The 22202-nt window shown below is 70.6% G+C and carries 24 protein-coding genes; 14 read left to right on the plus strand and 10 right to left on the minus strand.

Translation table 11 applies throughout. The annotated features are described in order from the left end of the window. Positions 1 to 63: 63 nt before the first annotated feature. Genes BJQ94_RS04075 through BJQ94_RS04085 form a run of 3 tightly spaced genes read right to left on the minus strand, consistent with a single transcriptional unit; the run spans position 64 to position 4000 of the window. Entirely contained in the window at positions 64 to 1698 is a 1635-nt protein-coding gene (locus tag BJQ94_RS04075; protein WP_265400797.1) for a cation acetate symporter, read from the minus strand. Then, on the minus strand, positions 1695 to 2042 hold the full coding sequence (locus BJQ94_RS04080) for a DUF485 domain-containing protein (protein ID WP_265400798.1): 348 nt from the start codon (positions 2040 to 2042) through the stop codon (positions 1695 to 1697). The genes BJQ94_RS04075 and BJQ94_RS04080 overlap by 4 nt, the downstream gene beginning before the upstream one ends. 44 nt (positions 2043 to 2086) lie before the next feature. Continuing rightward, positions 2087 to 4000 (minus strand): AMP-binding protein, encoded by a 1914-nt coding sequence (locus BJQ94_RS04085; protein WP_265400799.1) that lies wholly within the window; start codon positions 3998 to 4000, stop codon positions 2087 to 2089. 89 nt (positions 4001 to 4089) lie between these two features. On the opposite strand from BJQ94_RS04085, the gene BJQ94_RS04090 reads away from it, so the two are divergent. From BJQ94_RS04090 to BJQ94_RS04110, 5 genes are read left to right on the plus strand one after another with little or no spacing between them, the layout of a single operon-like run. Continuing rightward, entirely contained in the window at positions 4090 to 4788 is a 699-nt protein-coding gene (locus BJQ94_RS04090; protein ID WP_265400800.1) for a GntR family transcriptional regulator, read from the plus strand. A 24-nt stretch (positions 4789 to 4812) separates the two neighbouring features. Further along, positions 4813 to 6348 carry an MmgE/PrpD family protein gene (locus BJQ94_RS04095; RefSeq protein WP_265400801.1) on the plus strand — a complete coding sequence of 512 codons (1536 nt, stop codon included), beginning with the start codon at positions 4813 to 4815 and terminating at the stop codon, positions 6346 to 6348. Beyond that, complete coding sequence (gene prpB, locus BJQ94_RS04100) at positions 6348 to 7256, plus strand: methylisocitrate lyase (RefSeq protein WP_265400802.1); 909 nt, start codon at positions 6348 to 6350, stop codon at positions 7254 to 7256. The genes BJQ94_RS04095 and prpB overlap by 1 nt, the downstream gene beginning before the upstream one ends. Positions 7257 to 7314: 58 nt before the next feature. Further along, a complete protein-coding gene (locus BJQ94_RS04105; protein WP_265400803.1) occupies positions 7315 to 8505 on the plus strand; it encodes a bifunctional 2-methylcitrate synthase/citrate synthase in 1191 nt (396 codons plus the stop codon). Between the two features lie 54 nt (positions 8506 to 8559). Further along, on the plus strand, positions 8560 to 9405 hold the full coding sequence (locus BJQ94_RS04110) for an NAD-dependent epimerase/dehydratase family protein (protein WP_265400804.1): 846 nt from the start codon (positions 8560 to 8562) through the stop codon (positions 9403 to 9405). On the opposite strand, the gene BJQ94_RS04115 is transcribed toward BJQ94_RS04110, so the two are convergent. Together BJQ94_RS04115 and BJQ94_RS04120 are read right to left on the minus strand one after the other, a co-directional pair. Then, positions 9392 to 9937, minus strand: a complete 546-nt coding sequence (locus BJQ94_RS04115) for an MOSC domain-containing protein (protein ID WP_265400805.1) — start codon at positions 9935 to 9937, stop codon at positions 9392 to 9394. The genes BJQ94_RS04110 and BJQ94_RS04115 overlap by 14 nt on opposite strands. A 7-nt stretch (positions 9938 to 9944) precedes the next feature. Next, positions 9945 to 10211, minus strand: coding sequence for a hypothetical protein (locus BJQ94_RS04120; protein WP_265400806.1), 267 nt, complete (start codon positions 10209 to 10211; stop codon positions 9945 to 9947). A gap of 88 nt (positions 10212 to 10299) precedes the next feature. Here BJQ94_RS04120 and BJQ94_RS04125 point away from each other — a divergent pair, with 88 nt between their 5' ends. Genes BJQ94_RS04125 through BJQ94_RS04140 form a run of 4 tightly spaced genes read left to right on the plus strand, consistent with a single transcriptional unit; the run spans position 10300 to position 12889 of the window. Further along, complete coding sequence (locus BJQ94_RS04125; RefSeq protein ID WP_265400807.1) at positions 10300 to 10836, plus strand: phosphoribosyltransferase; 537 nt, start codon at positions 10300 to 10302, stop codon at positions 10834 to 10836. Beyond that, positions 10833 to 11564: a Type 1 glutamine amidotransferase-like domain-containing protein gene (locus BJQ94_RS04130; protein ID WP_265400808.1), complete on the plus strand. Its 732-nt coding sequence runs from the start codon at positions 10833 to 10835 to the stop codon at positions 11562 to 11564. Before BJQ94_RS04125 ends, BJQ94_RS04130 begins: the two co-directional genes overlap by 4 nt. Before the next feature lie 4 nt (positions 11565 to 11568). Then, complete coding sequence (locus BJQ94_RS04135; RefSeq protein ID WP_265400809.1) at positions 11569 to 12285, plus strand: uracil-DNA glycosylase; 717 nt, start codon at positions 11569 to 11571, stop codon at positions 12283 to 12285. Between the two features lie 25 nt (positions 12286 to 12310). Then, on the plus strand, positions 12311 to 12889 hold the full coding sequence (locus BJQ94_RS04140) for a GNAT family N-acetyltransferase (RefSeq protein ID WP_265400810.1): 579 nt from the start codon (positions 12311 to 12313) through the stop codon (positions 12887 to 12889). A gap of 14 nt (positions 12890 to 12903) precedes the next feature. Here the strand turns inward: BJQ94_RS04140 and BJQ94_RS04145 are convergent, their stop codons facing one another. After that, positions 12904 to 13728: an SDR family NAD(P)-dependent oxidoreductase gene (locus tag BJQ94_RS04145; protein ID WP_265400811.1), complete on the minus strand. Its 825-nt coding sequence runs from the start codon at positions 13726 to 13728 to the stop codon at positions 12904 to 12906. Positions 13729 to 13783: 55 nt separating this feature from the next. Next, positions 13784 to 14419 (minus strand): hypothetical protein, encoded by a 636-nt coding sequence (locus BJQ94_RS04150; RefSeq protein WP_265400812.1) that lies wholly within the window; start codon positions 14417 to 14419, stop codon positions 13784 to 13786. A gap of 58 nt (positions 14420 to 14477) precedes the next feature. On the opposite strand from BJQ94_RS04150, the gene BJQ94_RS04155 reads away from it, so the two are divergent. The 5 genes from BJQ94_RS04155 to BJQ94_RS04175 all read left to right on the plus strand — a co-directional run bounded on the left by BJQ94_RS04155 (position 14478) and on the right by BJQ94_RS04175 (position 19309). Beyond that, positions 14478 to 15905: an amidase gene (locus BJQ94_RS04155; RefSeq protein WP_265400813.1), complete on the plus strand. Its 1428-nt coding sequence runs from the start codon at positions 14478 to 14480 to the stop codon at positions 15903 to 15905. A 50-nt stretch (positions 15906 to 15955) separates the two neighbouring features. Continuing rightward, positions 15956 to 16435 carry a Fur family transcriptional regulator gene (locus BJQ94_RS04160; protein WP_265400814.1) on the plus strand — a complete coding sequence of 160 codons (480 nt, stop codon included), beginning with the start codon at positions 15956 to 15958 and terminating at the stop codon, positions 16433 to 16435. 44 nt (positions 16436 to 16479) lie between these two features. After that, positions 16480 to 17985 (plus strand): catalase, encoded by a 1506-nt coding sequence (locus BJQ94_RS04165; protein ID WP_265400815.1) that lies wholly within the window; start codon positions 16480 to 16482, stop codon positions 17983 to 17985. Positions 17986 to 18132: 147 nt separating this feature from the next. Beyond that, on the plus strand, positions 18133 to 18300 hold the full coding sequence (locus tag BJQ94_RS04170; protein ID WP_265400816.1) for a hypothetical protein: 168 nt from the start codon (positions 18133 to 18135) through the stop codon (positions 18298 to 18300). A gap of 70 nt (positions 18301 to 18370) precedes the next feature. Then, the gene (locus tag BJQ94_RS04175) at positions 18371 to 19309 is read left to right on the plus strand and encodes a siderophore-interacting protein (RefSeq protein ID WP_265400817.1); all 939 of its coding nucleotides are present in this window, start codon (positions 18371 to 18373) and stop codon (positions 19307 to 19309) included. On the opposite strand, the gene BJQ94_RS04180 is transcribed toward BJQ94_RS04175, so the two are convergent. From BJQ94_RS04180 to BJQ94_RS04190, 3 genes are all read right to left on the minus strand, one after another. After that, complete coding sequence (locus tag BJQ94_RS04180; RefSeq protein ID WP_265400818.1) at positions 19269 to 19679, minus strand: Fe-S oxidoreductase; 411 nt, start codon at positions 19677 to 19679, stop codon at positions 19269 to 19271. The genes BJQ94_RS04175 and BJQ94_RS04180 overlap by 41 nt on opposite strands. Then, positions 19679 to 21184 (minus strand): NAD(P)/FAD-dependent oxidoreductase, encoded by a 1506-nt coding sequence (locus BJQ94_RS04185; protein WP_265400819.1) that lies wholly within the window; start codon positions 21182 to 21184, stop codon positions 19679 to 19681. Before BJQ94_RS04185 ends, BJQ94_RS04180 begins: the two co-directional genes overlap by 1 nt. A 181-nt stretch (positions 21185 to 21365) precedes the next feature. Continuing rightward, positions 21366 to 22154: a crotonase/enoyl-CoA hydratase family protein gene (locus BJQ94_RS04190; protein ID WP_265400820.1), complete on the minus strand. Its 789-nt coding sequence runs from the start codon at positions 22152 to 22154 to the stop codon at positions 21366 to 21368. Between the last annotated feature and the right edge of the window lie 48 nt (positions 22155 to 22202).

Raw genomic sequence — 22202 nt, forward strand, 5'->3', positions numbered from 1 at the left:
ATTGCGCCCGGCGCACCGGGCGGAATTGTCCGTTTCGGCCACAGTTGCGGCCTGTCGGACGGGCTAGTGCTCGCTCGCCTTCTCGGCGCCAAACCCGGTGAGGGAGCGCACGGCCATCTCCGCCGCCAGCGCGGGGTTCTCCCTGCGGGTGCTCGTGACCGAACCGAGCCAGCCGAGGACGAAGCCCAGCGGGATCGAGATGATGCCGGGGTTGTTCAGCGGGTAGAGCGCGAAGTTCACTGACTCGCCGAACATCGAGGTGGGCGTGCCTGAGAACACCGGCGAGAACACGATCAGCAGTATCGCCGAGCCCAGGCCGCCGTACATGCTCCACAGTGCCCCGCGGGTGGTGAACCCGCGCCAGAACAACGAGTACAGGATGGTGGGCAGGTTGGCGCTCGCCGCGACGGCGAAGGCCAGTGCCACCAGGAACGCGATGTTCTGGCCCTGCACGCCGATGCCGCCGGCGATGGCGAGGATGCCGATCACCACCACTGTGCGCCGGGCGATCTTGACCTCGCCGTCCGGGTCGCCCGTGCCCTTCTTGATCACGCTGGCGTAGATGTCGTGCGCGAACGAGGTGGCCGCCGTGATGGTGAGGCCGGCCACGACAGCGAGGATGGTGGCGAACGCGATGGCGGAGATCAGCCCGAGCAGCAGCGGACCGCCCAGCGCCAGCGACAACAACGGTGCCGCCGAGTTCACCCCGCCGGGGGAAGCGAGGATGGTGTCGGAGCCGACCAGGGCCGCCGCGCCGAAGCCGAGCACCAGGGTGAACAGGTAGAACGCGCCGATCAGGAAGATCGCCCAGACCACCGAACGGCGGGCCTCCTTGGCGCTGGGAACTGTGTAGAAGCGCATCAGCACGTGCGGCAGGCCCGCGGTGCCGAGCACCAGGGCGATCGCCAGGGAGATGAAGTCCAGCGGGTTGTGGCCGTACTGCAGGCCCGGCGAGAGGATGGCGTCTGCCGGGGTGGCTGCGGAGTTCGCGACAGCGGCGTCGAGCAGGGTGGACAGGTTGAACCCGTTGATCACCAGCACCCACACCGTCATGGCGCCCGCGCCGATGATGAGTAGGAACGCCTTGACGATCTGCACCCAGGTGGTGCCCTTCATACCGCCGATGAGCACGTAGAGGATCATCAGGCCGCCGACGACCGTGACCACGATGGACTGGCCGAGCTTGTCGGTGATGCCCAGCAGCAGCGACACGAGTCCGCCGGCGCCGGCCATCTGGGCGAGCAGGTAGAAGAAGCACACCGCCAGGGTGGTGGTGGCCGCGGCCACGCGCACCGGCCGCTGCGCCAGCCGGAAGGAGAGCACATCCGCCATGGTGAACTTGCCGGTGTTGCGCATCAGCTCGGCCACGAGCAGCAGGGCGACGAGCCAGGCCACCAGGAAACCGATCGAGTAGAGGAAGCCGTCGTACCCGTTCACGGCGATGGCGCCGACGATGCCGAGGAACGATGCCGCCGAGAGGTAGTCGCCGGCGATCGCGAAACCGTTCTGCGGCCCGGTGAACGAGCGCCCGCCGGTGTAATAGTCGGCGGCGGTGCGGTTGTTGCGCCCGGCGCGGATCACGATCACCAGGGTGACGGCCACGAAGGCCAGGAAGATCGAGATGTTCAGCACCGGGTTGGTCTCGGCCTGCTCGACCGCCGCTGTGACAGCGGCCACGGTCGTGCCCAGGGCGCTCATGCGGCGGCCTTCTGCTCGAGCTCTGCGCGCAACTCGGCGCCGAGCGGATCGAGGACCCGGTTGGAGAAGCCGACGTACCAGATGGTGATGGCGAACGTCGTGACGAACTGGCCGAGGCCGAGCACGAGGCCCAGGTTGACGCTGCCGGCCACCTGGTACGCCATCACGTCGGGCAGGTAGGCGGCCACCAGAACGAAGGCGAAGTACCAGACCAGGAAGAACACGGCGAGCGGGATCACGAACCGCCGCCGGCGCCGCTGCAGGTTGACGAATCGTTCAGAGGTCTCGAAGGTGACGTAGTCGATCGATCCTCCCGGCCTGGTGTCTTTCAGTGATTCCTTCATGGGGGCTCCTTTGCTCCGGTGAGATGGGATTGCTGATGAAACGGTTAGTCGGGACGCACGGCTCGGGTGAGGGCGTCGAGCACCGTGGGGTCTTCGATGGTCGGTGGCACCTTGTACGGCTCACCGTCGACGATCTGGCGGATGGTCTTGCGCAGGATCTTGCCGGAGCGGGTCTTGGGCAACCGGTCCAGGATGGTGACGTCACGGAACGCCGCCACCGGGCCGATGTGCTCGCGCACCAGGTTCACCAGCTCGGCCGTGAGGAGGTCGTTGTCGACCACCCAGCCGGCCTTGAGCGTGACGAACCCGGCGGCGCGCTGGCCCTTGAGCGCGTCGTGCACGCCGAGAACGGCGCACTCCGCGATCGCCGGATGCCGGGTGAGCACCTCCTCGAGGGAGCCGGTGGAGAGCCGGTGCCCCGCAACGTTGATCACGTCGTCGGTACGGCCCATCACGTAGAGGTAGCCGTCGGCGTCGAGGTGCCCGGAGTCGCCCGTGGCGTAGTAGCCGGGGAACGCGGTCAGGTAGGCGCTGGCGAAGCGGTCCTCGCCGCCCCAGATGCCGAGCAACCCGCCCGGCGGCAGCGGCAGCCGGATGGCGATGTTGCCGTCCTTGCCCGGCTTGGTGACGGGCTGGCCCTTCGAGTCGAGGATGGCGATGTCGTAGCCGGGCACGGGCACCGCGGTGGAGCCGGGCTTGGTGGGCAGCTCCTGGATGCCGCGCGGGTTTGCGCAGATGGCCCAGCCGGTCTCCGTCTGCCACCAGTGGTCGACGACGGGGCAGTGCAGGCTGTCGTTGACCCAGTGGAAGGTCTCCGGGTCGAGGCGCTCGCCGGCCAGGAACAGCGCGGTGAGGCTGGACACGTCGTAGCGACCCAGCTCGGCCAGCTCCGGGTCCACCCGGCGGATGGCGCGGATGGCGGTGGGAGCGGTGAACAGCACGGTCACCCGGTAGTCCGCCACGACGCGCCAGAAGGCGCCGGCATCCGGGGTGCCGATCGGTTTGCCCTCGTAGATCACCGTGGTGGCGCCGGCGAGCAGCGGCGCGTAGACGATGTAGGAGTGGCCGACCACCCAGCCGACGTCGGACGCCGCCCAGAACACGTCGTCGGGACCGATGTCGTAGATGCCCCGCATCGACCAGGTCAGCGCAACGGCGTGGCCGCCGTTGTCACGGATGATGCCCTTCGGGTTTCCCGTCGTGCCGGAGGTGTAGAGGATGTACAGCGGGTCGGAGGCGGCCACGGTGACAGGGTCGGCCGGCACGGCGCCGGCTTCGGCCGCCGCCCAGTCCAGCCAGCGCACGGCTGCAGCATCGCCGGCATAGTCGCCGGCCGATCCGGGGATGCTCTCGCGGTTCCGCACGATCACGGTGTGCACCGAACCTGCGCTCAGCTCGAGAGCCTTCTGCACCAGCGGCAGGTACTCCACGGCCTTGCCCGGCTCCAGGCCGCCGGACGCCGTGACGAGCACGGTCGGCCTGGCGTCGTCGATGCGCACGGCGAGCTCGCTGGCCGCGAAGCCGCCGAAGACCACGGAGTGCACGGCCCCGAGCCGGGCGCAGGCGAGCATCGCCACCACGGCCTCCGGGATCATCGGCAGGTAGACGATCACCCGGTCGCCCCGGCCCACCCCGACGGCGCGCAGTGCCCCGGCGAACCGGGCGACCCGCTCGAGTAGTTCGCTGTAGCTGAGCCGCGCACGGGTGCCGGTCATGGCGGAGTCGTAGATGAGCGCGGTGTGATCGCCGCGGCCGGCGAGAACGTGCCGGTCGAGGGCGTTGTAGCTGGTGTTGAGGGTGCCGTCGTCGAACCAGCGATAGTCGGTGGGGGAGCGCTGGGTGAGTGCCGTTGTCGGCGGGTCCACCCAGTCGATGAGGCCGGCCGCCTCGAGCCAGAAATCCTCGCGTTCGTCGATGCTGCGCCGCCAGACATCGCGGTACGAACTGTGGTCGATCATGGTGTGAACCTCTCCATCGAAGCTCTCATGTATACACAAGGTGCGGTTAGTCTTGCACAACCGCGGCAATAGGGGAATAGAATGCGGTTGTGTATACAGAGACCGTGAAGTCCGCGCCGGAGCGGGCCAGTGACCGGGCCTACCGGGTGCTGCGCGACGAGATCCTGGACGGGCTGCTTCCCGCCGGCACCGTACTGCTGGAGGTCGAACAGTCCGCCAGGCTGGGCGTCTCCCGCACCCCGTTGCGCTCCGCCGTGGCCCGGCTGGTGGCCGACGGCCTCGTCGCCGGACGCAGCGGCCGCGGCTTCTCGGTGACCTCGATGTCGGTCGAGTCCATCAACGCCCTCTACGAGCTGCGCGAGGCCCTCGAGGAGCGCGCGGCAACGCTGGCCGCCCGCGGCGCCGACCGCTCGGCATTCCGGATGCTGCGCGAGCGTTTCCTCGCCGCCCCCGCCCTGCTCGACGCCGGTGAGCACGGCATCCACGATTACTACGCCCTGATCGACGAGTTCGACGCGGCGATCGACAACGCCGTCGACAACTCCTTCCTCGTGGGCGCCCTCGACACCGTGCGCACGCACCTGGCGCGCATCCGCCGCGTCGCCCGCGGCAACCCGGTGCGGCTGCGAGCCGCCGCGGCCGAACACCTGCTGATCCTCGACGCGATCATCGACGGTGACGCGGCGCTCGCCGCGCACGCCACCCACGTGCACCTGCACCTCAGCCTCGCGAGCGTGCTCGCGGTGCTGGCAGCGCCCGTCCACGCAGTGCACGACCAGACTTCGTAACCCACCCGACCGAGAGGACCATCCGTGCAGCCCATCACAGTGCGCGTTCATCCGAGCGACGACAGCCCCGCCCGCACCGAACAGCTGGCCTGGAAGATCGCCGCCTGCGCGGCCGACCCGGTGGCCGTCGACGCGGATGTGACCGAGATGATCATCAACCGGGTCATCGACAACGCCGCCGTCGCTGCGGCCTCCCTCACCCGCGACCCCGTCGCGGCGGCCAGGTCGCAGGCCCTGGCGCATCCGCGGTCGGCGGGTGGCGACGGCGCCACCGTCTTCGGCCCGCCGAGCGGCCGCAGGGTCTCTCCGGAGTGGGCGGCCTGGGCCAACGGCGTTGCCGTGCGGGAGCTGGACTATCACGACACCTTCCTCGCCGCCGAGTACTCGCACCCCGGCGACAACATCCCGCCGCTGGTCGCCGTGGCCCAACACCTGGCCGCCGCCCGCGGCCTCACCGGCCACGACCTCGTGCGCGGCATCGCCACCGGCTACGAGGTGCAGATCGACCTGGCCCGCTCGATCAGCCTGCACAAGCACAAGATCGACCACGTCGCGCACCTCGGCCCGTCCGCCGCCGCCGGAATCGGCACCCTGCTCGGCCTCGACCCCGACACGATCTTCCAGGCCATCGGCCAGGCGCTGCACACCACCACCGCCACCCGGCAGTCCCGCAAGGGCGAGATCTCCAGCTGGAAGGCGTACGCGCCGGCGTTCGCCGGCAAGATGGCCGTGGAGGCCGTGGACAGGGCCATGCGCGGCCAGACCAGCCCCACCCCGATCTACGAGGGCGAGGACGGCGTGATCGCCTGGTTGCTCGACGGGCCGGATGCCTCATACGACATGGCGCTGCCTGGCGCCGGCGAGCCCAAACGCGCGATCCTGGACAGCTTCACCAAGGAACACTCCGCGGAGTACCAGGCGCAGGCGCTCATCGACCTGGCCCGCAAACTGCACCGCGAGCACCCGGAGATCCTCACGCCGGGGGCGATCCGGAGCATCGTCATCCACACCTCGCACCACACCCACAACGTGATCGGTTCCGGCGCCAACGACCCGCAGAAATACGACCCGCGGGCCAGCCGGGAGACCCTCGACCACTCGGTGCCGTACATCTTCACCGTGGCGCTGCAGGACGGCGCCTGGCACCACGTGGACTCGTACCTGCCCGAGCGGGCCAGACGCGCAGACACCGTGGCCCTGTGGAACACCGTGAGCACGAGCGAAGACGCCGAATGGACCCGCCGCTACCACTCCAGCGACCCCGCCGAGAAGGCGTTCGGCGGTCGGGTGGAGATCCTCCTCGCCGACGGCACCCGCCTGGTCGACGAGCTCGCCGTGGCCGACGCGCATCCGCTCGGCGCCCGCCCGTTCGTGCGGGAGGACTACATCGAGAAGTTCCGGCTGCTGGCCGCCGACGCCCTGGAACAGCCGGAGATCGAGCGGTTCCTTTCTGTCGCCCAGCGGCTGCCTGAGCTGACCGCTGCCGAACTCGGCACCCTCACCCTGGTGGCCCGCCCCGGTCTCTTCGACACCCTGCCCAGCCTGAACGGAATCTTCTGATGCTCTACTCCGGCCTCACCCCCGCCGCCAAGCGCGCGAAGCTCCGCGCCGACCTCGCCGGCGGCAGCCTGCTGCGCTTCCCCGGCGCGTTCAACCCGCTCTCCGCCAAGATGATCCAGGCCAAGGGCTTCGAGGGCGTGTACATCTCCGGCGCCGTGCTCGCCGCCGACCTCGGCCTGCCCGACATCGGCCTCACCACGCTCACCGAGGTGGCCGGCCGCAGCCAGCAGATCTCCCGGATGACCGATCTGCCGACCCTCGTCGACGCCGACACCGGCTTCGGTGAGCCGATGAACGTGGCCCGCACCGTGCAGACCCTCGAGGATGCCGGCGTCGCCGGGCTGCACATCGAGGACCAGGTCAACCCGAAACGTTGCGGGCACCTCGACGGCAAGCAGGTCGTCGACACCGACACGGCCCTCAAGCGCATCCGCGCCGCCGTGGACGCCCGCCGCGACCCGAACCTGCTCGTGATGGCGCGCACCGACATCCGCGCCGTCGAGGGGCTGTCCGCCGCGATCGACCGGGCCAAGGCTCTGGCGGATGCCGGCGCCGACGCGATCTTCCCCGAGGCGATGGGCACCCTGGCCGAGTTCGAGGCGATCCGGGCGGCGGTCGATGTGCCGATCCTGGCCAATATGACCGAGTTCGGCAAGAGCGAGCTGTTCCGGGTGGACCAACTCGAAGGCGTCGGGGTGAACATCGTCATCTTCCCGGTGTCGCTGCTGCGGCTGGCCATGGGGGCGGCCGAGGACGGGCTCGACACGATCATCGCCGAGGGCTCGCTGACCAGCCGCCTGCCGCGGATGCAAACCCGTGCGGAGCTCTATCAGTTGCTCGACTACGAGGCCTACAATCGCTTCGATTCGGGGATCTTCAACTTCACCCTGAGCGGCCACGAAGGCTAGCCCAGCACCACACCAGCAGAACAGCACGGCCAGTTTCATCAGGACGCAAGGGAGCGAAATGACCATCAACCAGCCCATCCAGACGCCCGCGGTGCAGAGCCCTGCCGTGCCGGAGATCCACAAGGGGCTGGCAGGGGTGGTGGCGGACGCCACGGCGGTCTCCAGGGTCAACCCCGACTCCAACTCCCTGCTCTACCGCGGCTACCCGGTGCAGGAACTGGCCGCTCAGAAGAGCTTCGAAGAGGTCGCCTACCTGCTCTGGTACGGCGAACTGCCGACGGATGCGCAACTCGCCGACTTCGAGGTCGCCGAGCGCTCGCTGCGCCGCCTCGACCATTCCGTGCGCCGGGTCATCGACGAGATCCCCACCTCCGCCGACCCGATGGACGTGCTGCGCACGGCCGTGAGCGTGATCGGCGCCAACGACCTGACCACGCCGGACTCCTCGGTGGAGGCCAACCTGGCCAAATCGCTGCGCCTCTTCGCGCAGCTGCCCGCCATCGTGTCGTACGACCAGCGTCGCCGGCACGGCCTCGAGCTCGTGGAACCGCGCGACGACCTCGGCTACTCGGCGAACTTCCTCTACATGACCTTCGGCGAGGTGCAGGAACTGGCCGTGGTCGAGGCCTTCGACGTGTCGATGATCATGTACGCGGAGCACTCCTTCAACGCGTCCACCTTCACGGCCCGGGTGATCACCTCCACGCTCTCCGACCTCTACTCGGCCGTGACCGGGGCGATCGGAGCGCTCAAGGGACCGTTGCACGGCGGCGCCAACGAGGCCGTGATGCACATCTTCACCGAGATCGGCCTGGGCGACGGCTCCGCAGAACGCGCCCAGCTGTGGCTCGATGACACCCTCGCGCACAAGCGCAAGGTGATGGGCTTCGGCCACCGCGTCTACAAACACGGCGACTCGCGGGTGCCCACCATGCACACGGCGCTGCTCACCCTCATCGAACACTATGACCGGCCCGACCTGCTCGCCCTCTACGAGGCGTTGTCCGCCGGTATGACCGAGCGCACCGGCATCCTGCCCAACCTGGACTACCCGTCCGGTCCCGCGTACCACCTGATGGGGTTCGACACCGCCACCTTCACGCCCATCTTCGTCGCCGCGCGGGTGACCGGTTGGACGGCGCACGTGATGGAGCAGCTGGCCGCGAACGCGCTGATCCGGCCGCTGTCGTTCTACAACGGCACGCCCGAGCGGCACCTGCCGGCCCCGGCAGAGGGCGACATGCTCTGACCCGTGCTCCGCCCGGTGCGCTGAGTGCCCCCCGCGCAGCTCCATACTGGGGGGATGACTGTACTGATTGCCGGATGCGGCGACCTCGGCACCGAGGTGGGCCTCCGCCTGGTCGCGCTCGGCCAGCACGTGATGGGCCTCCGCCGCCAGGCCGGGGTGCTCCCGGCCGCCCTGAACGGCCAGTCCGTGGACCTCAGCCGCGAGCGGCCCGAGGTGCCGGCGGACACCGACCTCGTGATCGTGGCGATCGCCGCCGGCAACCCGGACCCCGCCGTGTACCGGGCCGCGTATGTGACCGGCCTGGCCAACCTGCTCGACGCCCTCGATGCGGCCCTGGTCACCCCGCGCCGGTTTCTGATGGTGTCCTCCACCGCGGTCTACGACGTGAACGACGGCAGCACCGTCGACGAACAGACGCCGGCGACTCCCGGCTCCGGCACCGACTCGATCCTGCTCGAGGCCGAGCAGCTGCTGCGCAGCCGGATCCCGTCGGCGGTCGTGCTGCGTCTGGGCGGCATCTACGGCCCCGGCCGGGAACGCCTGATCAGCCAGGTGCGTGAGGGGCGTGCCACTGTCGGCGAACGGTCACGCCTCACCAACCGGATCCACCGTGACGACGCCGCCGCCATGATCGTGCACCTGATGCTGCGGGCGAAGGCGCCGGACCGGCTCTACCTCGGTGTGGACTCGACGCCGGTGCCTGCCGCTGAGGTGCTCGCTTTCGTGGCCGGTGAACTGGGCCTGCCTGTTCCCGAGATCGTCGAGACCGGGAGCCGGCGGGGCGGCGACAAGCGTGTGAGCAACCAGCGCATCCTGGAGACCGGGTTCTCGTTCCGCTACCCGAGTTACCGCGAGGGCTACCGGGCCGTGCTGGCCGGTGACGGCGTCAGGCACCCGTAGCCGAGAGCGGGAGGCTGCTGCGCAGCCGCGCCGGGCCGAGCCGTAGGATCCCGTCGGTCAGCGGTTCGCAGCGCATGCCACCGCGTCCGCGCAGGGCCCGGTGAGCCCCGGGGGCGAGCGTCACGTCCATCCAGGCACAGGGATTCGCCGGCCGGTTCGCCAGGAACTCGACCGGGCCGTCGCCGCTGTCGAGCGAGAACCTGGCGCCGCGCAGAGCGTCGACATCCACACCGCGCAACAGGATGTTGCGCCGGGTGGCGGCCGGGTCCAGGGTGCGCGGCAGCCCGAGGTCATCCGCCACGCGGTCGAGCACGGCGGCGTTCATCACCGTGACCGACGCGTGCGCGTGCGCCCGCTGCCCGAAGTGACGGTCGCCCACGATGCCCAGGCCCGCCCGCAGGTGAATGCTCGGGTGGGTCTCCGCGCCGACCGCGGGCAGCGGCCCGTCGGCCGGGCGCCCCTCGTAGCGGTGCACGGACGAGGCCAGGAGCAACACGATCTCCACCTCGGCGCTGAAGGGCAGCGGGCTCATGACACCGTTACGGGGCCATCCCGGCCGTGACCGGCACGAACTCCACGTTGTTGGTGGCGTGCACGGTCTTGGCCGGCGAGCGGGAGAATCCCTTGGCGTCGAGGCGGTTCTCGGCGCGGAACGTGGCCAGGGCCAGGTCGTAGAGCCCGTTCAGCCGGGCGCCGGTGTACTCGCCGGTGCTGCCGTCGGTGAAGAGAATAATGATGGGGGTCTTGCCGGGGAAGTGCCGGTTCATGCGGACGAAGCCGTCGGCATCCTGCTGCAGTGTGATCATGCGTCAATTCTCCTGTAACCGGGGCGCCGCCGGTGAACCGGGCCCTTCGTCCGCGCGCGGCGGGCGCGCGAGGTTCTACCATTGACAAATGCAACCCGACCAGCCGTCCATCGCCCCCGTCACCGTCGACCCGCCCCGCGAGGTGCTGGAGTGGACCGAATTCGCCGACGCCTCCAGGTCACTGGCGTCCACGGTGCTCGAGAGCGGGTTCCAGCCCGACGTTGTCATCGCCATCGCGCGCGGCGGCCTGCTGCTGGCCGGGGCGATCTCCTACGCCCTCGGCACCAAGAACTGCGGCTCCATCAACGTGGAGTTCTACACCGGCATCGACGAGCGCCTGCCGGAGCCCGTGCTGAGCGGGCCGATGCTCGACGCCCCGGCACTTGCCGGCAAGCGCGTGCTCCTGGTCGACGACGTCTCGGACTCCGGCCACACCCTTGCCCTCGTCGTGGGCATCCTCAAGGAATCGGCCGGCGAGGTGCGCTCGGCCACGCTGTACACCAAGCCCCGCACCGTGCACGTGCCCGACTTCACCTGGCGTGAAACCGACGGCTGGATCGTCTTCCCGTGGTCGGCGCTGCCGCCCGTCACCGCCACCCCGCTGACGACGGCGGTCGACGCGTGAGCATCCACCTCGTCGGCGGCGGCTGGAGCCCGCACGAGTCCACCGAAAACGATGCGGCGGTCTACGGGCCGTTCCTGGCCGAGGCCACCCTGCGCGCCGGCGCCGCAGGCCGCACCGAGCCGCGCATCGCGATCATCGTCGTGCGGGGCGCCGACGGCGACGACCACGCCGCCAAGCTCGTGGCCGCGCTCGAAACCGCCGGCCCGCTCGAACCCGTGATCACGTCGTTGGCCCTCGATGGCCTCGCGACCCTGCTGGCCGTGGCGGATGCCGACGGCATCGTCATCGGCGGCGGCCTCACCCCCGCCTACCTCGCGGCCGTGGCCCCGATCGCCGGCGAGATCCGCCGCCAGGTGGCCGCGGGCATCCCCTACCTCGGCTACTCCGCCGGCGCCATGATCGCGGCCGAACGGGCCCTGCTCGGCGGCTGGCGCATCGGCGGCGTGCCGGTGAGCCCGCAGGACGCCTCCGAGGAGCTGGACGAGATCACCATCGAGAACGGCATCGGCCTGCTCGACGTGACCGTGGACGTGCACGTCGCCCAGTGGGGCACCCTGTCGCGCATGGTGGCCGCGACCGAGGCCGGACTCATCCGCGGCGGCCTGGCCGTGGACGAGGGCACCGTGCTGATCGTGGGCCAGGGTACCCTCGGCGTGGCCGGTGCCGGCAGCGTCTGGACCGTGAGCGAGTCCGAGGGCGGGGTGCTGGTCAGCACCTTCGGCGCCTAGCCGGATGACCCAGCCGACGTCACCGGCGCTGATCGAGCCGGGCTGGGCGCGTGCCTTCGGCCTGCCCGGCGCCGGGGAGGCGCCGGTCGACGTCAGCACAGCGGCGCCGTTCGCGGCCCCGCTGGCCTTCGCGCGAGCGGAGGCCGCGGCCGGCCGCACGGTGCTGCCGGCGCCGGAGAACATCCTGCGCGCCTTCCGGCAGCCGTTCGACGACGTGCGGGTGCTCATCGTGGGCCAGGACCCGTACCCGACCCCCGGGCATCCGGTGGGCCTGGCGTTCTCGGTAGCCGCGGATGTGCGCCCGGTACCGCGCAGCCTCGGCAACATCTTCACCGAACTGCACACCGATCTGGGCATGCCGACACCGGCCGACGGCGACCTCACCCCGTGGACCCGGCACGGCGTGCTGCTGCTCAACCGGGTGCTCACGGTGCGGGCCGGCGAGGCCGGGTCGCACCGGCGGCACGGCTGGGAGGCCGTGACCGAGCAGGCCATCCGGGCGCTCGCCGCCCGCGGCACCCCGCTGGTGGCCATCCTCTGGGGCAAGGACGCCGCGAACCTGGCCCCGCTGCTTGGCGACACCCCCACCATCGTCTCCGCCCATCCCAGCCCGCTGTCGGCGCGCCGGGGCTTCACCGGGTCGCGCCCGTTCAGCCGCGCGAACGCGCTCTTGGCCGAGCAGGGTGCTGTGCCCGTCGACTGGTCGCTCACGGTAATCTGAACAGCGTTACGAGAGGACACCCACGGTGCTTGAAGAGGAATACCAGCCGCGTCGACAGCTGCCACGTCACCTGACGCCGGCACCGGCACCCGAGGCGCCGTTCGAGTACACCCTGCGCGATGCCGTGGAGACCGACCTGCCCGATATCCAGGAGATCTACAACTACTACGTGGCCAACAGCACCGTCACCTTCGACGAGGACCCGATGACGCTGGCCGAGTGGCGCGACAAGTTCGGCTACCTCGCCAAGCTCGGTATGCCGTTCATCGTGGCCCAGTCGCCCGCCGGCCAGCTGCTCGGCTACGCGCTGGTGAGCCCGTGGAAGCAGAAGAAGGCCTATCGGTTCACGGTCGAGAACTCGATCTACCTCGGAGCGGCCTCCACCGGCAAGGGCCTCGGACGGGTACTGCTAGCCGAGCTGATCGAGCGCTCCAGGGCCGCGGGTCTCAAGGAGATCATCGCCGTGATCGCCGACCAGGGCGCAGAGGCGTCGATCAAGCTGCACCAGGACTTCGGCTTCGAGGAGATCGGCCGGATGGGCAAGGTCGGCTTCAAGTTCGAGCGCTGGCTCGGCACCGTGCTGCTGCAGAAGAGCTTGAAGTAACTCCACGCACCGCGTCAGCGGCGTGAGAGCCGCCCGGTCACCGTCACCACGGCTCGGCGGGGCGCCGTGCCCACCAGCCAGGCCACGACCCTGTTCGAGGTGCCGCTGACGGTGTGCGGGGGAGTCCGGGGCGCATCCAGCGCCGCGAACGCGGTGCCGATGACCTCGTCCACGCTCATCAGCCGGCGCGGACCTTCGGGGGAGCGTCGCGCGACGGCGTAGAACTCGGTGTCAGTGGGGCCGGGGCACACGGCGGTGACCTTGAGCCCGCTGCCCCTGGTCTCGTACCAGAGCGCCTCGGTGAGGCTGAGGACGTAGGCCTTCGCGGCCGCGTAGACCGCCAGCCGCGGCACCGGCTGGAACGCCGCCGTGCTGGCCAGGTTCACCAGGGCGGCGCCGTGCGGATGCGCGAGCGCGGCACCCTGCAGACCGGGCAGCAGGGCATGGGTGAGGTCGGTGAGCGCCGCCACGTTCACCGCCACCTGGTCGTGCACCCGGTCGGCCGGCGCATCCACCAGGCTGCCGTAGTGGCCGAAACCGGCGTTGTTGACCAGGGTGGACACCCGGATGTCGCGCTCGGCGAGGTCGCGCACGAGTTCGGTGACGGCACCGGGCACGGCCAGGTCAAGCGGGATCACCGTGGACACGGTGCCGTACTTCTCGGCCAGGTCCACCGCGAGGGCTTCGAGTCGCTCGAGCCGGCGGGCCGTGAGCACCAGATCGGCGCCGCGGCGGGCGAGCTCATGGGCGAATCCCACGCCGAGACCGCTCGACGCTCCCGTGATCAGGGCCGTCGTGCCCATCGGGTTGTACAGCGCGGCAGCGTCGGTGCGTGTCATTCTTCGAGGCTACCCGGGGCGGGGTTTTCAGCGCCAGCGTCACATCAACGCGGCATCACATCATCAGAGTGAGATCCACCCTGCCCAGCGTGAACACCAGCAGCGACGACCCGGCCCCGCCGACGAGCAGCAGCCCCGGATGGGCGAGGCCGATCGCCACGGCGCGCAGGCGGGGCCGGTCCTGCAGGAATTCCGCAGGCACCGCCCGCTGGTCGCTCGCCCTCACCGGATCCTGCCGCCAACCGCGCAGCCGGCGCAGGAACCAGGCGCACCGCACGATCAGGGCCAGCCAGAGCACCCCGATGACGACGGGCACCAAGGCCAGCAGCAGGCTGAAACCCAGCCCGGTGACGGCCTGTTCCTCGTGGTCGCCGGCCTCCTGGATGGCCGCCTCGATCGAGGCGCCCAACGCCAGCGACACGCCCCAGACGATGAACGCGGCGATCAGCGCCAGGAACCGCACCACGAAATGCGCCAGCACGCTCTCCCGCACCGGCAGCAGGTGGCTGCGTGGGGTGGCGGCGAGCACGAACAGGGTCGCGGTGAGGGTGGGCAGCGCCGCGAGCACGATGGCCGGCCACCGGCTCCAGGGCGGCGCCCCGGCCAGCTCCTGCGCCAGGATTACCGCGAACCAGAACCCCACCCACAGCCAGCCGGCGATGAGCGGATGCCGCACCAGCCACGCGGTCACGGCGACACTGCTTTCATGGCGACACTGTAGCCAGATGTGCACTGGCTAGGCTCGGAGGATGGCCGACCTCTTCGAACTGACCGCCCTCGAGCAGTGGCGTTTGCTGCAGCGCGGCGAGATCAGCCCCACCGACCTCACCGAACACTATCTGGCCCGCATCGACCGGCTGAATCCCGGCCTGGGCGCCTTTGTCACGGTGACCGCGGACGACGCCAGGGCACGCGCCCGGTTCGTGCAGACCGAGGTGCCCAGAACCGCGCCGCTCTGGGGCCTGCCGTTCGGCGACAAGGACCTCCAGCTGCGCGCCGGCGTGCCCGCCCGGCTCGGCTCCCGGCTGATGCTGGGGAACGTGCCGGAGACCAGCGACCTGCTCGTGCAGGCCCTCGACACCGCAGGCGGCGTCAGTCTGGGCAAGACCAGCACGCCGGAGTTCGGTCTGCCCTCGTACACCGAACCCGTCGCAGGCCCGGCCGCCCGCAACCCCTGGAACCCGGCGTTCGGCGCCGGCGGATCCAGCGGCGGCGCCGCCGTGGCCGTGGCCGCCCGGATGCTGCCGTTCGCCCCCGGCAGTGACGGCGGCGGGTCGGTGCGCATCCCCGCGGCCGCCTGTGGACTCGTCGGTCTCAAGCCGTCCCGCGGCCGGATCCCCGCCGCGAGCGGCCTCGATGTGCCCGGCGGCCTGCCGGTGGCCGGGCCGCTGGCCCGCACTGTCGCGGATGCCGCGCTGCTGCTGGACGCCATGATCGCCCCCGGCGGCGGCCGGCCGGAGCACCCGTTCGCGGTGCGCGCACCCGGGGGAGACGAACAGTTGCTCGGCGCCGCTATCCGTGGGGAGGGCCGCTACCAGCTGGGCGTGATGACCACCTCGGCCTGGGACGACGCCTATCAGATCACTCTGGCCCCCGAGGCTCTGGCCGCGCTGGACACGGCCGTGGACGGCTTCGCCGGCATGGGGCACGGCATCGAGCAGACCGCCCTCACCCCCGACCCCACCTACGCGCCCGCGTTCCGGGCGCTCTGGCAGCTGAGCGCGGCCCGGATCCCCGCCGAGACCCCCGAGCAGGAGGCCCTGCTCGAACCGCTCACCCGGTGGCTGATGCACCGCGGCCGCGAGCTGACCGGCCGCGCCGTCGCCGAGGCTCTGACCGCCCTGGCCGCCTACGAACGCTCGTTCATCCGCCAGTTGTCCCGGTTCGACGCCGTACTCACCCCGGCCTTGGCCCTGACGCCGCGGCCGGTGGGCTGGTACGACGCCGTCGACGGCGAACGCAACTTCGCCCAACAGGTGCAGTACACACCGTTCACCTCGATGGTCAATGTGTGCGGCCTGCCGGCCATCACGCTGCCCGTCACGCAGACGGCAGACGGCCTGCCGATGGGTGTGCAGCTGATCGGCCGGCCCGGCGGCGAGGCCACCCTGCTCGCGCTCGGTGCCCAGTTGGAACGCCGGCTGCGCTGGCAGGACCGGGTGCCGCCCGGGCTGTGAATCGGCGCACCTTGTTTTGAGTAATTCAAAACAACTGCTACCGTGAAGCCATGCACACCCACGGAGCGATCGGCACGGCAGACCCTGCCGCCACCGATCCTGCCGCCGAGATCCGGGCCGCCGGCCTCAAGGTCACCGCGCCCCGCCTCGCTGTGCTCACCGGCCTGACCGATTCGGCGCACGCCACCGCCGAGCAGCTTTTCGACACGGTGAGCGCGGGGCTGCCCGGCACCAGTCTGCAGGCGGTCTACGGCGTGCTGAACGCCTTCACCACCGCCGGACTGGTGCGCCGCATCGAACCGGCCGGCTCCGCCGCGCTGTTCGAGCGTCGGGTGGGTGACAACCACCATCACCTCATCTGCACCGGCTGCCGCTCGGTGACCGACGTCGAGTGCGTCGTGGGCGAGGCGCCGTGCCTGACTCCCGGCGACTCCGCCGGCTTCATCGTGCAGACCGCCGAGGTCACCTTCTGGGGTCTCTGCCCCGACTGCCAGGCCCACGCGGCCGACGCCCCCACCGACATCCCCTGACTGTGAACGACCTGAACGACCAGCACATGACACGAAGGAGCACCATGACAACACTGCCCCCCACCACCACGCAGACCGGAACCCCGGTCCCTAGCGACGAGCACTCCCTCACCGCCGGCGCCGACGGCGTCACCGCCCTGCACGACCGCTACCTGGTCGAGAAGCTCGCCCAGTTCAACCGCGAGCGCATCCCGGAGCGCATCGTGCACGCCAAAGGCGGCGGAGCGCACGGCGTCTTCGAGGTCACCGGCGACGTCTCCGCCTACACCCGCGCGGCCCTGTTCCAGCCCGGCGCCCGCACCGACACCCTGCAGCGCTTCTCCAGCGTGGCCGGCGAGCAGGGCAGCCCCGACACCTGGCGCGACGTGCGCGGCTTCTCGGTGAAGTTCTACACCCAGGAGGGCAACTACGACATCGTCGGGAACAACACCCCGGTGTTCTTCATCCGCGACGGCATCAAGTTCCCCGACTTCATCCACTCGCAGAAGCGCCTGCCGGGCTCCGGCCTGCGCGACGCCGACATGCAGTGGGACTTCTGGACCCTCTCGCCCGAGTCCGCGCACCAGGTGACCTACCTGATGGGCGACCGCGGCCTGCCGCGCTCCTGGCGCACCATGCCCGGCTTCGGCTCGCACACCTACCAGTGGATCAACGCCGCCGGTGAGCGCTTCTGGGTGAAGTACCACTTCACCTCCAACCAGGGCAACATCGAGATGGAAGGCGCAGAGGCCGAGCTCATCGCCGGCGCCGACGCCGACTACTACCGCCGCGACCTCTACGAGGCCATCGACGCCGGCGACTTCCCGTCCTGGGACGTGCACGTGCAGGTCATGCCCTACGAAGAGGGCAAGACCTACCGGTTCAACCCGTTCGACCTCACCAAGGTCTGGCCGCACAGCGACTTCCCGCTGATCAAGGTGGGCACGCACACCCTCAACCGCAACCCGGGCAACTTCTTCGCCGAGATCGAGCAGGCCGCGTTCTCGCCGGCCAACTTCGTGCCCGGCATCGCGGCCAGCCCCGACAAGATGCTGATGGCGCGCATCTTCTCCTACCCGGATGCGCAGCGCTACCGCGTGGGCACCAACTACAACCAGCTGCCGGTGAATGCTCCGCAGGCGCCCGTGCACAACTACTCGCAGGATGGCGCCGCCCGCTACTCCTTCAACGACGCCAGCGCCCCGAACTACGCGCCGAACTCGCTCGGCGGCCCCGTCGCCGACGAGGCCCTCGCCGGCGACGGCACCTGGGAGAGCGACGGTGCGCTCGTGCGCAGCGCCGCCACGCTCCGCTCAGAGGACGACGACTTCGGCCAGGCCGGCACCCTCTACCGCGACGTCTTCGACGACGCGGCCAAGGCCCGCTTCCTCGACACCATCACCGGTGCCGTCGGCGGCGTCACCCGTCCAGAGGTCAAGGAACGCGCCATCCAGTACTGGACGAACGTGGACGCCACCCTCGGCGCCAGCCTTCGGCTGAACCTGGCCGACGGCACCGCGGAGGCCACCTCGGCCAACGTGGCCGCCGAGCCCGTCGGCGTCGGCGAGTAAGAGAACAACCGCACCACCAGGACCGCGCGGCCGGCACGCACCGGCCGCGCGATCCGGTGCCACCACCACCACCACCACCACCACCCACCACCAGCACGCGTCCAATGAAGCTCCGCGTCGAACCCGCAGCACCACGACAGGAGCATCATGAATTCCTACATCAGCACGCCCGCCACCCGTACCGACCGCACCGGTGAGCCGGCCGGCTACGTCAGCACCGGGTCGCCGGCCGCCGCCCCCACCGGGTACGTGAGCCCGACCACCCGCCAGGGTGCCGGCAGCTACGTCGCCACCGAGTGGGTCACCGCCGCGTAGCGATTCGCGAGGAACCACCAGTCGGCACACCGGCGGGTGCAATTAAGGTAAGGCATGCCATACTTAGGGCATGCTTACATCGACAGTCGCTCCCGCGCCGGCCGCCGCACGCGTTCGGGCCCCGCGCCCCAGCTACCGTCCGTTCGCCGTCTCGGTCGCCCGGGTGCAACGGCTGTCGACCAACTTCACCCGCGTCACCTTCACCGGTCCGGAGCTGCACAGGTTCGGCACCGCCGGACTCGATCAGCGCATCAAGATCGTTCTGCCGCTGCCCGGCGTCGGGGTGTCCTCCTTCCCGCAGCACGACGCCTGGTATGAGGCCTGGCGCGACCTGCCCGACGAGCACCGCAACCCGATTCGCACCTACACGGTGCGCCAGGCGCGTCCGGAGCACCGCGAGGTCGACATCGACTTCGTCACCCACGGTGACGCCGGCCCCGCCTCCCGCTGGGTGCGCGCCGCCATCGTCGGCGACGAGGTCGCTATCGTCGGCCCCCTCGCCGATGGCGACAACCCGGCCGTCGGCATCGAGTGGGCCCCCGGCAACGCCAACACCGTGCTGATCGCCGGCGACGAAACCGCCGCCCCGGCTATCTGCGCCATCCTCTCGGCCCTGCCCCGCACGGCACGCGGCTGCGCCTACATCGAGGTGCCCGAGGCCGGCGACGCCCACGAGACGGACGCCCCCGACGGCGTCACCGTCACCTGGCTGCCCCGCGACGGGGCCAGCCACGGCTCGGCCCTCGAGAGCGCGGTGAAGGGCTGGACCGCCCGGTTCATCACCGCCCACCACGCCGGCGCCGACCTCCCCGACATCAACATCGACGAGTCGATCCTCTGGGAAGTCCCGGACGGATCAGCGCTCGACGGAGAGCTCTACGCCTGGCTGGCCGGCGAGGCCAGCGTGATCAAGCGCCTGCGCCGCTTCCTCGTCTCCGAGGTCGGCATCGACCGTCGCCAGGTGGCCTTCATGGGTTACTGGCGGAACGGTCGCGCGGAGCACGCGTGACCGCCCGCTTCGCCCGCAGGTAGCCGCCCTTCTCCAGGCCGGCCTCGATCTCGAACCGGTTCTTCAGCGGGTCGCGCCCGGCGATGAGGTACAGCAGCGGGAAGAGCATGCCGTAGCGCTGCCACTGCACCTTGTGCACGGCCTCGTGCTCGAGCACATCCGCCGTCACGTTCTGGTTGGTGAGGTAACACGCGCCCACGCAGGAGCCGCCGCGGCCGAAGGACCAGGCGGGCAGTCCGCAGAACACGAACAGGCCGTTCCGGCGTTCGATGCGGCCGGTGCTCCAGATCGCGCCCCAGACCAGGCCGACGGCCGTGGCGTAGAGGTAGCCGGCCCGGCTGAGCGGCGAGTCGATCAGGAGCCGCCGCATCACAGGCTCCTATCGCTGACGGCCGGCGGCCGGCCGTAGGCCTCGAGCAGCCGTAACCACACCTCGCTGAGAGTCGGATAGCTGGGCACGGCGTGCCAGAGCCGGCTGATCGGCACCTCGCCGACCACGGCGATGGTGGCCGCGTGCAGCAGCTCGCCCACGCCGGCGCCCACGAAGGTGACGCCCAGCAGCACCTCGGTGTCGAGGTCCACGATGGCGCGGGCCCGCCCGGTGTAGCCGTCGGCGAGCACGCTCGCACCGGCCACGCCGGCCAGGTCGTAGTCGAGCACCCGGGTGCGGAACCCGGCCTTCTCGGCCGCCGCGGCGGTGAGCCCGACCGACGCCACCTCCGGATCGGTGAAGGCGACCTGCGGCACGGCCGCGTGGTCGGCGGTGGCCACATGGGTGCCCCACGGGGCGTCGTCGACGATCCGGCCGGTTGCGCGGGCGGCGATGACGTCCCCGGCGGCGCGCGCCTGGTATTTGCCCTGGTGGGTGAGCAGCGCCCGGTGGTTGACGTCGCCGGTGGCGTAGAGCCAGTTGCCGGCCAGCGCGGCGGAGTCGCCCGTGACGAGCAGGGTGTCGTCCACGCTCACCCAGTCGCCGGGGGTGAGGCCCACGGTCTCCAGGCCCAGGTCCTCGGTGCGTGGGCTGCGCCCGGTGGCCACGAGCACCTCGTCGGCCGTGACGGTGCGGCCGTCGGCGAGCACCAGGGCAACCTCGCCGGTGTCGGTGCGGCGGGCGGCGGTGGGGCTCGCGTCGGTGAGCACCTGCACGCCGGAGTCGGCGAGGGCGGCTGACACCAGTTCGCCGGCGAAGGGCTCCTGGTCGCGCAGCAGGGAGCTGCGCACGAGCAGGGTCACCTGGGCGCCCAGTGACCTGTATGCGGTGGCCATCTCCACGGCCACGACACCGCCTCCGATGATGGCGAGATGGCCGGGTACGTGCGTCACCGAGGTGGCGTCCCTGCTGGTCCACGGGGAAACGTCGGCCAGGCCGTCAATACCGGGCAGCAGCGCGCTGGAGCCGGTGCTGAGCACCACCGCGTGTTTCGCGGTGACGATCACCGGGCCATCCGCGGTCTCGACGGTGACCTCGCGGATCCCGCTGAGCCGGGCGTGCCCGCGCAGTAGATCGATACCGGCGGAATCAAGCCAGTCGGCCTGGCTGTCGTCGCTCCAGTCGTGGGTGAACTCGGTGCGGCGCTTGAGCACCGCCGCCACGTCGAGCGGCCCGGTGACGGCCTCGGCCGCGCCGGCGACCCGGCGGGCGGCGGCGAGCACCGCGCCGCTGCGCAGCAGTACCTTGGAGGGCATGCAGGCCCAGTAGGAGCACTCGCCGCCCACCAGCTCGGCCTCCACGATGAGGGTCGTCAGCCCGCCCTGCACCGTGCGGTCGGCCACGTTCTCGCCCACGGCGCCGGCGCCGATCACGATGACGTCATAGCTGCGGGCAGCAGATATTGCGGCGGATGTTGAGGTCTGGGTGGTGTCAGCGTCGCTCATCGTCGCAGCCTACCCACCGTTCCCGGGAAGAAACCAGAGCGCCTCGCGGGTACCCCCTCGCCGACTTCCGCCAAAGTGCCCCTTCGGGCGCACCCAAGGGGCATTTTGCGGCAAGTCGGCGAGGAGCCTGCCGCATTCCCTGGCCTGGTAACTCGCGCCGGCGGGCATCCGGCGGCTCGGGTCAGCGCCCCTCGAACTCGGCCGGGGTGCGCGAGAGGAACGCCTCCATGCCGATGCGGGCATCCGTGCTGGCCGCCAAGCGGGCCAGGGCAGGTTGCAGCTCGGCTTCGGCCGCCTCGGCGCCGTCGCGGAGCGCCGCGCGGGCGTTGGCGAGGGTGGCCTGCACGGCCAGCGGCGCCTGAGCGGCGATGCGTTCGGCGAGTTCGATGGCCCGGTGCAGCTCGCGGCCGTTCGGCACGATCTCCTGCACGAGGCCCATCCGGTGGGCCTCCCTGGCGTCAAACAGGTCGCCGGTGAGCAACCAGCGCATGGCGTTGCCCCAGCCGGCAGCGCGAGGGAACCGGATGGTGGCGCCGCCGAACGGCAGGATGCCCCGGCTCACCTCGATCTGGCCGAAGCGGGTGGACTCGGCGGCGACGACGATGTCGCTGGCCAGCATCAGCTCGATGCCGAGGGTGAGGCAGGTGCCCTGCACGGCCATCACCACGGGTTTGCTCAGCGCGGTGCCGTCGACCTGCCAGGGGTTGATGCCGCCCTCCGGCACCATCTCCAGGCCGTGCGGCCCGAGCCGGGGGCCCACATCGGCCAGGTCGAGGCCGGCGGTGAAGTGCTCGCCCAGAGCGTGCACCACGCCCACGCGCAACTCGGGGTCGCGTTCGAGCTCGCCGTACGCCAACGCGAGTTGCTGCAGCATGGCGAAGTCCGCCGCGTTGCGCTTCTCCGGCCGGTTCAGCCCGATCAGCAGCAGGTGTCCGCGCCGTTCGGTCACGACTCTCAAGTTTTCCGTCACGTGCGATCTCCTTCGATCGTTACTCATCCCGCGAGCCGTGAGATAAGC

The organism is Cryobacterium sp. SO2 (assembly GCF_026151165.2).
GTDB lineage: Bacteria > Actinomycetota > Actinomycetes > Actinomycetales > Microbacteriaceae > Cryobacterium.

Excerpts from the sequence above, each read along its gene's own strand:
- prpB (WP_265400802.1), top strand. The coding sequence starts at position 6,348 with ATGCTCTACTCCGGCCTCACCCCCGCCGCCAAGCGCGCGAAGCTCCGC.
- BJQ94_RS04175 (WP_265400817.1), top strand. The coding sequence starts at position 18,371 with ATGCTTACATCGACAGTCGCTCCCGCGCCGGCCGCCGCACGCGTTCGG.
- BJQ94_RS04115 (WP_265400805.1), bottom strand. The coding sequence starts at position 9,937 with ATGAGCCCGCTGCCCTTCAGCGCCGAGGTGGAGATCGTGTTGCTCCTG.
- BJQ94_RS04105 (WP_265400803.1), top strand. The coding sequence starts at position 7,315 with ATGACCATCAACCAGCCCATCCAGACGCCCGCGGTGCAGAGCCCTGCC.
- BJQ94_RS04075 (WP_265400797.1), bottom strand. The coding sequence starts at position 1,698 with ATGAGCGCCCTGGGCACGACCGTGGCCGCTGTCACAGCGGCGGTCGAG.
- BJQ94_RS04185 (WP_265400819.1), bottom strand. The coding sequence starts at position 21,184 with ATGAGCGACGCTGACACCACCCAGACCTCAACATCCGCCGCAATATCT.
- BJQ94_RS04165 (WP_265400815.1), top strand. The coding sequence starts at position 16,480 with ATGACAACACTGCCCCCCACCACCACGCAGACCGGAACCCCGGTCCCT.
- BJQ94_RS04120 (WP_265400806.1), bottom strand. The coding sequence starts at position 10,211 with ATGATCACACTGCAGCAGGATGCCGACGGCTTCGTCCGCATGAACCGG.
- BJQ94_RS04110 (WP_265400804.1), top strand. The coding sequence starts at position 8,560 with ATGACTGTACTGATTGCCGGATGCGGCGACCTCGGCACCGAGGTGGGC.
- BJQ94_RS04085 (WP_265400799.1), bottom strand. The coding sequence starts at position 4,000 with ATGATCGACCACAGTTCGTACCGCGATGTCTGGCGGCGCAGCATCGAC.
- BJQ94_RS04145 (WP_265400811.1), bottom strand. The coding sequence starts at position 13,728 with ATGACACGCACCGACGCTGCCGCGCTGTACAACCCGATGGGCACGACG.
- BJQ94_RS04080 (WP_265400798.1), bottom strand. The coding sequence starts at position 2,042 with ATGAAGGAATCACTGAAAGACACCAGGCCGGGAGGATCGATCGACTAC.
- BJQ94_RS04160 (WP_265400814.1), top strand. The coding sequence starts at position 15,956 with ATGCACACCCACGGAGCGATCGGCACGGCAGACCCTGCCGCCACCGAT.
- BJQ94_RS04180 (WP_265400818.1), bottom strand. The coding sequence starts at position 19,679 with ATGCGGCGGCTCCTGATCGACTCGCCGCTCAGCCGGGCCGGCTACCTC.
- BJQ94_RS04155 (WP_265400813.1), top strand. The coding sequence starts at position 14,478 with ATGGCCGACCTCTTCGAACTGACCGCCCTCGAGCAGTGGCGTTTGCTG.
- BJQ94_RS04125 (WP_265400807.1), top strand. The coding sequence starts at position 10,300 with ATGCAACCCGACCAGCCGTCCATCGCCCCCGTCACCGTCGACCCGCCC.
- BJQ94_RS04170 (WP_265400816.1), top strand. The coding sequence starts at position 18,133 with ATGAATTCCTACATCAGCACGCCCGCCACCCGTACCGACCGCACCGGT.
- BJQ94_RS04135 (WP_265400809.1), top strand. The coding sequence starts at position 11,569 with ATGACCCAGCCGACGTCACCGGCGCTGATCGAGCCGGGCTGGGCGCGT.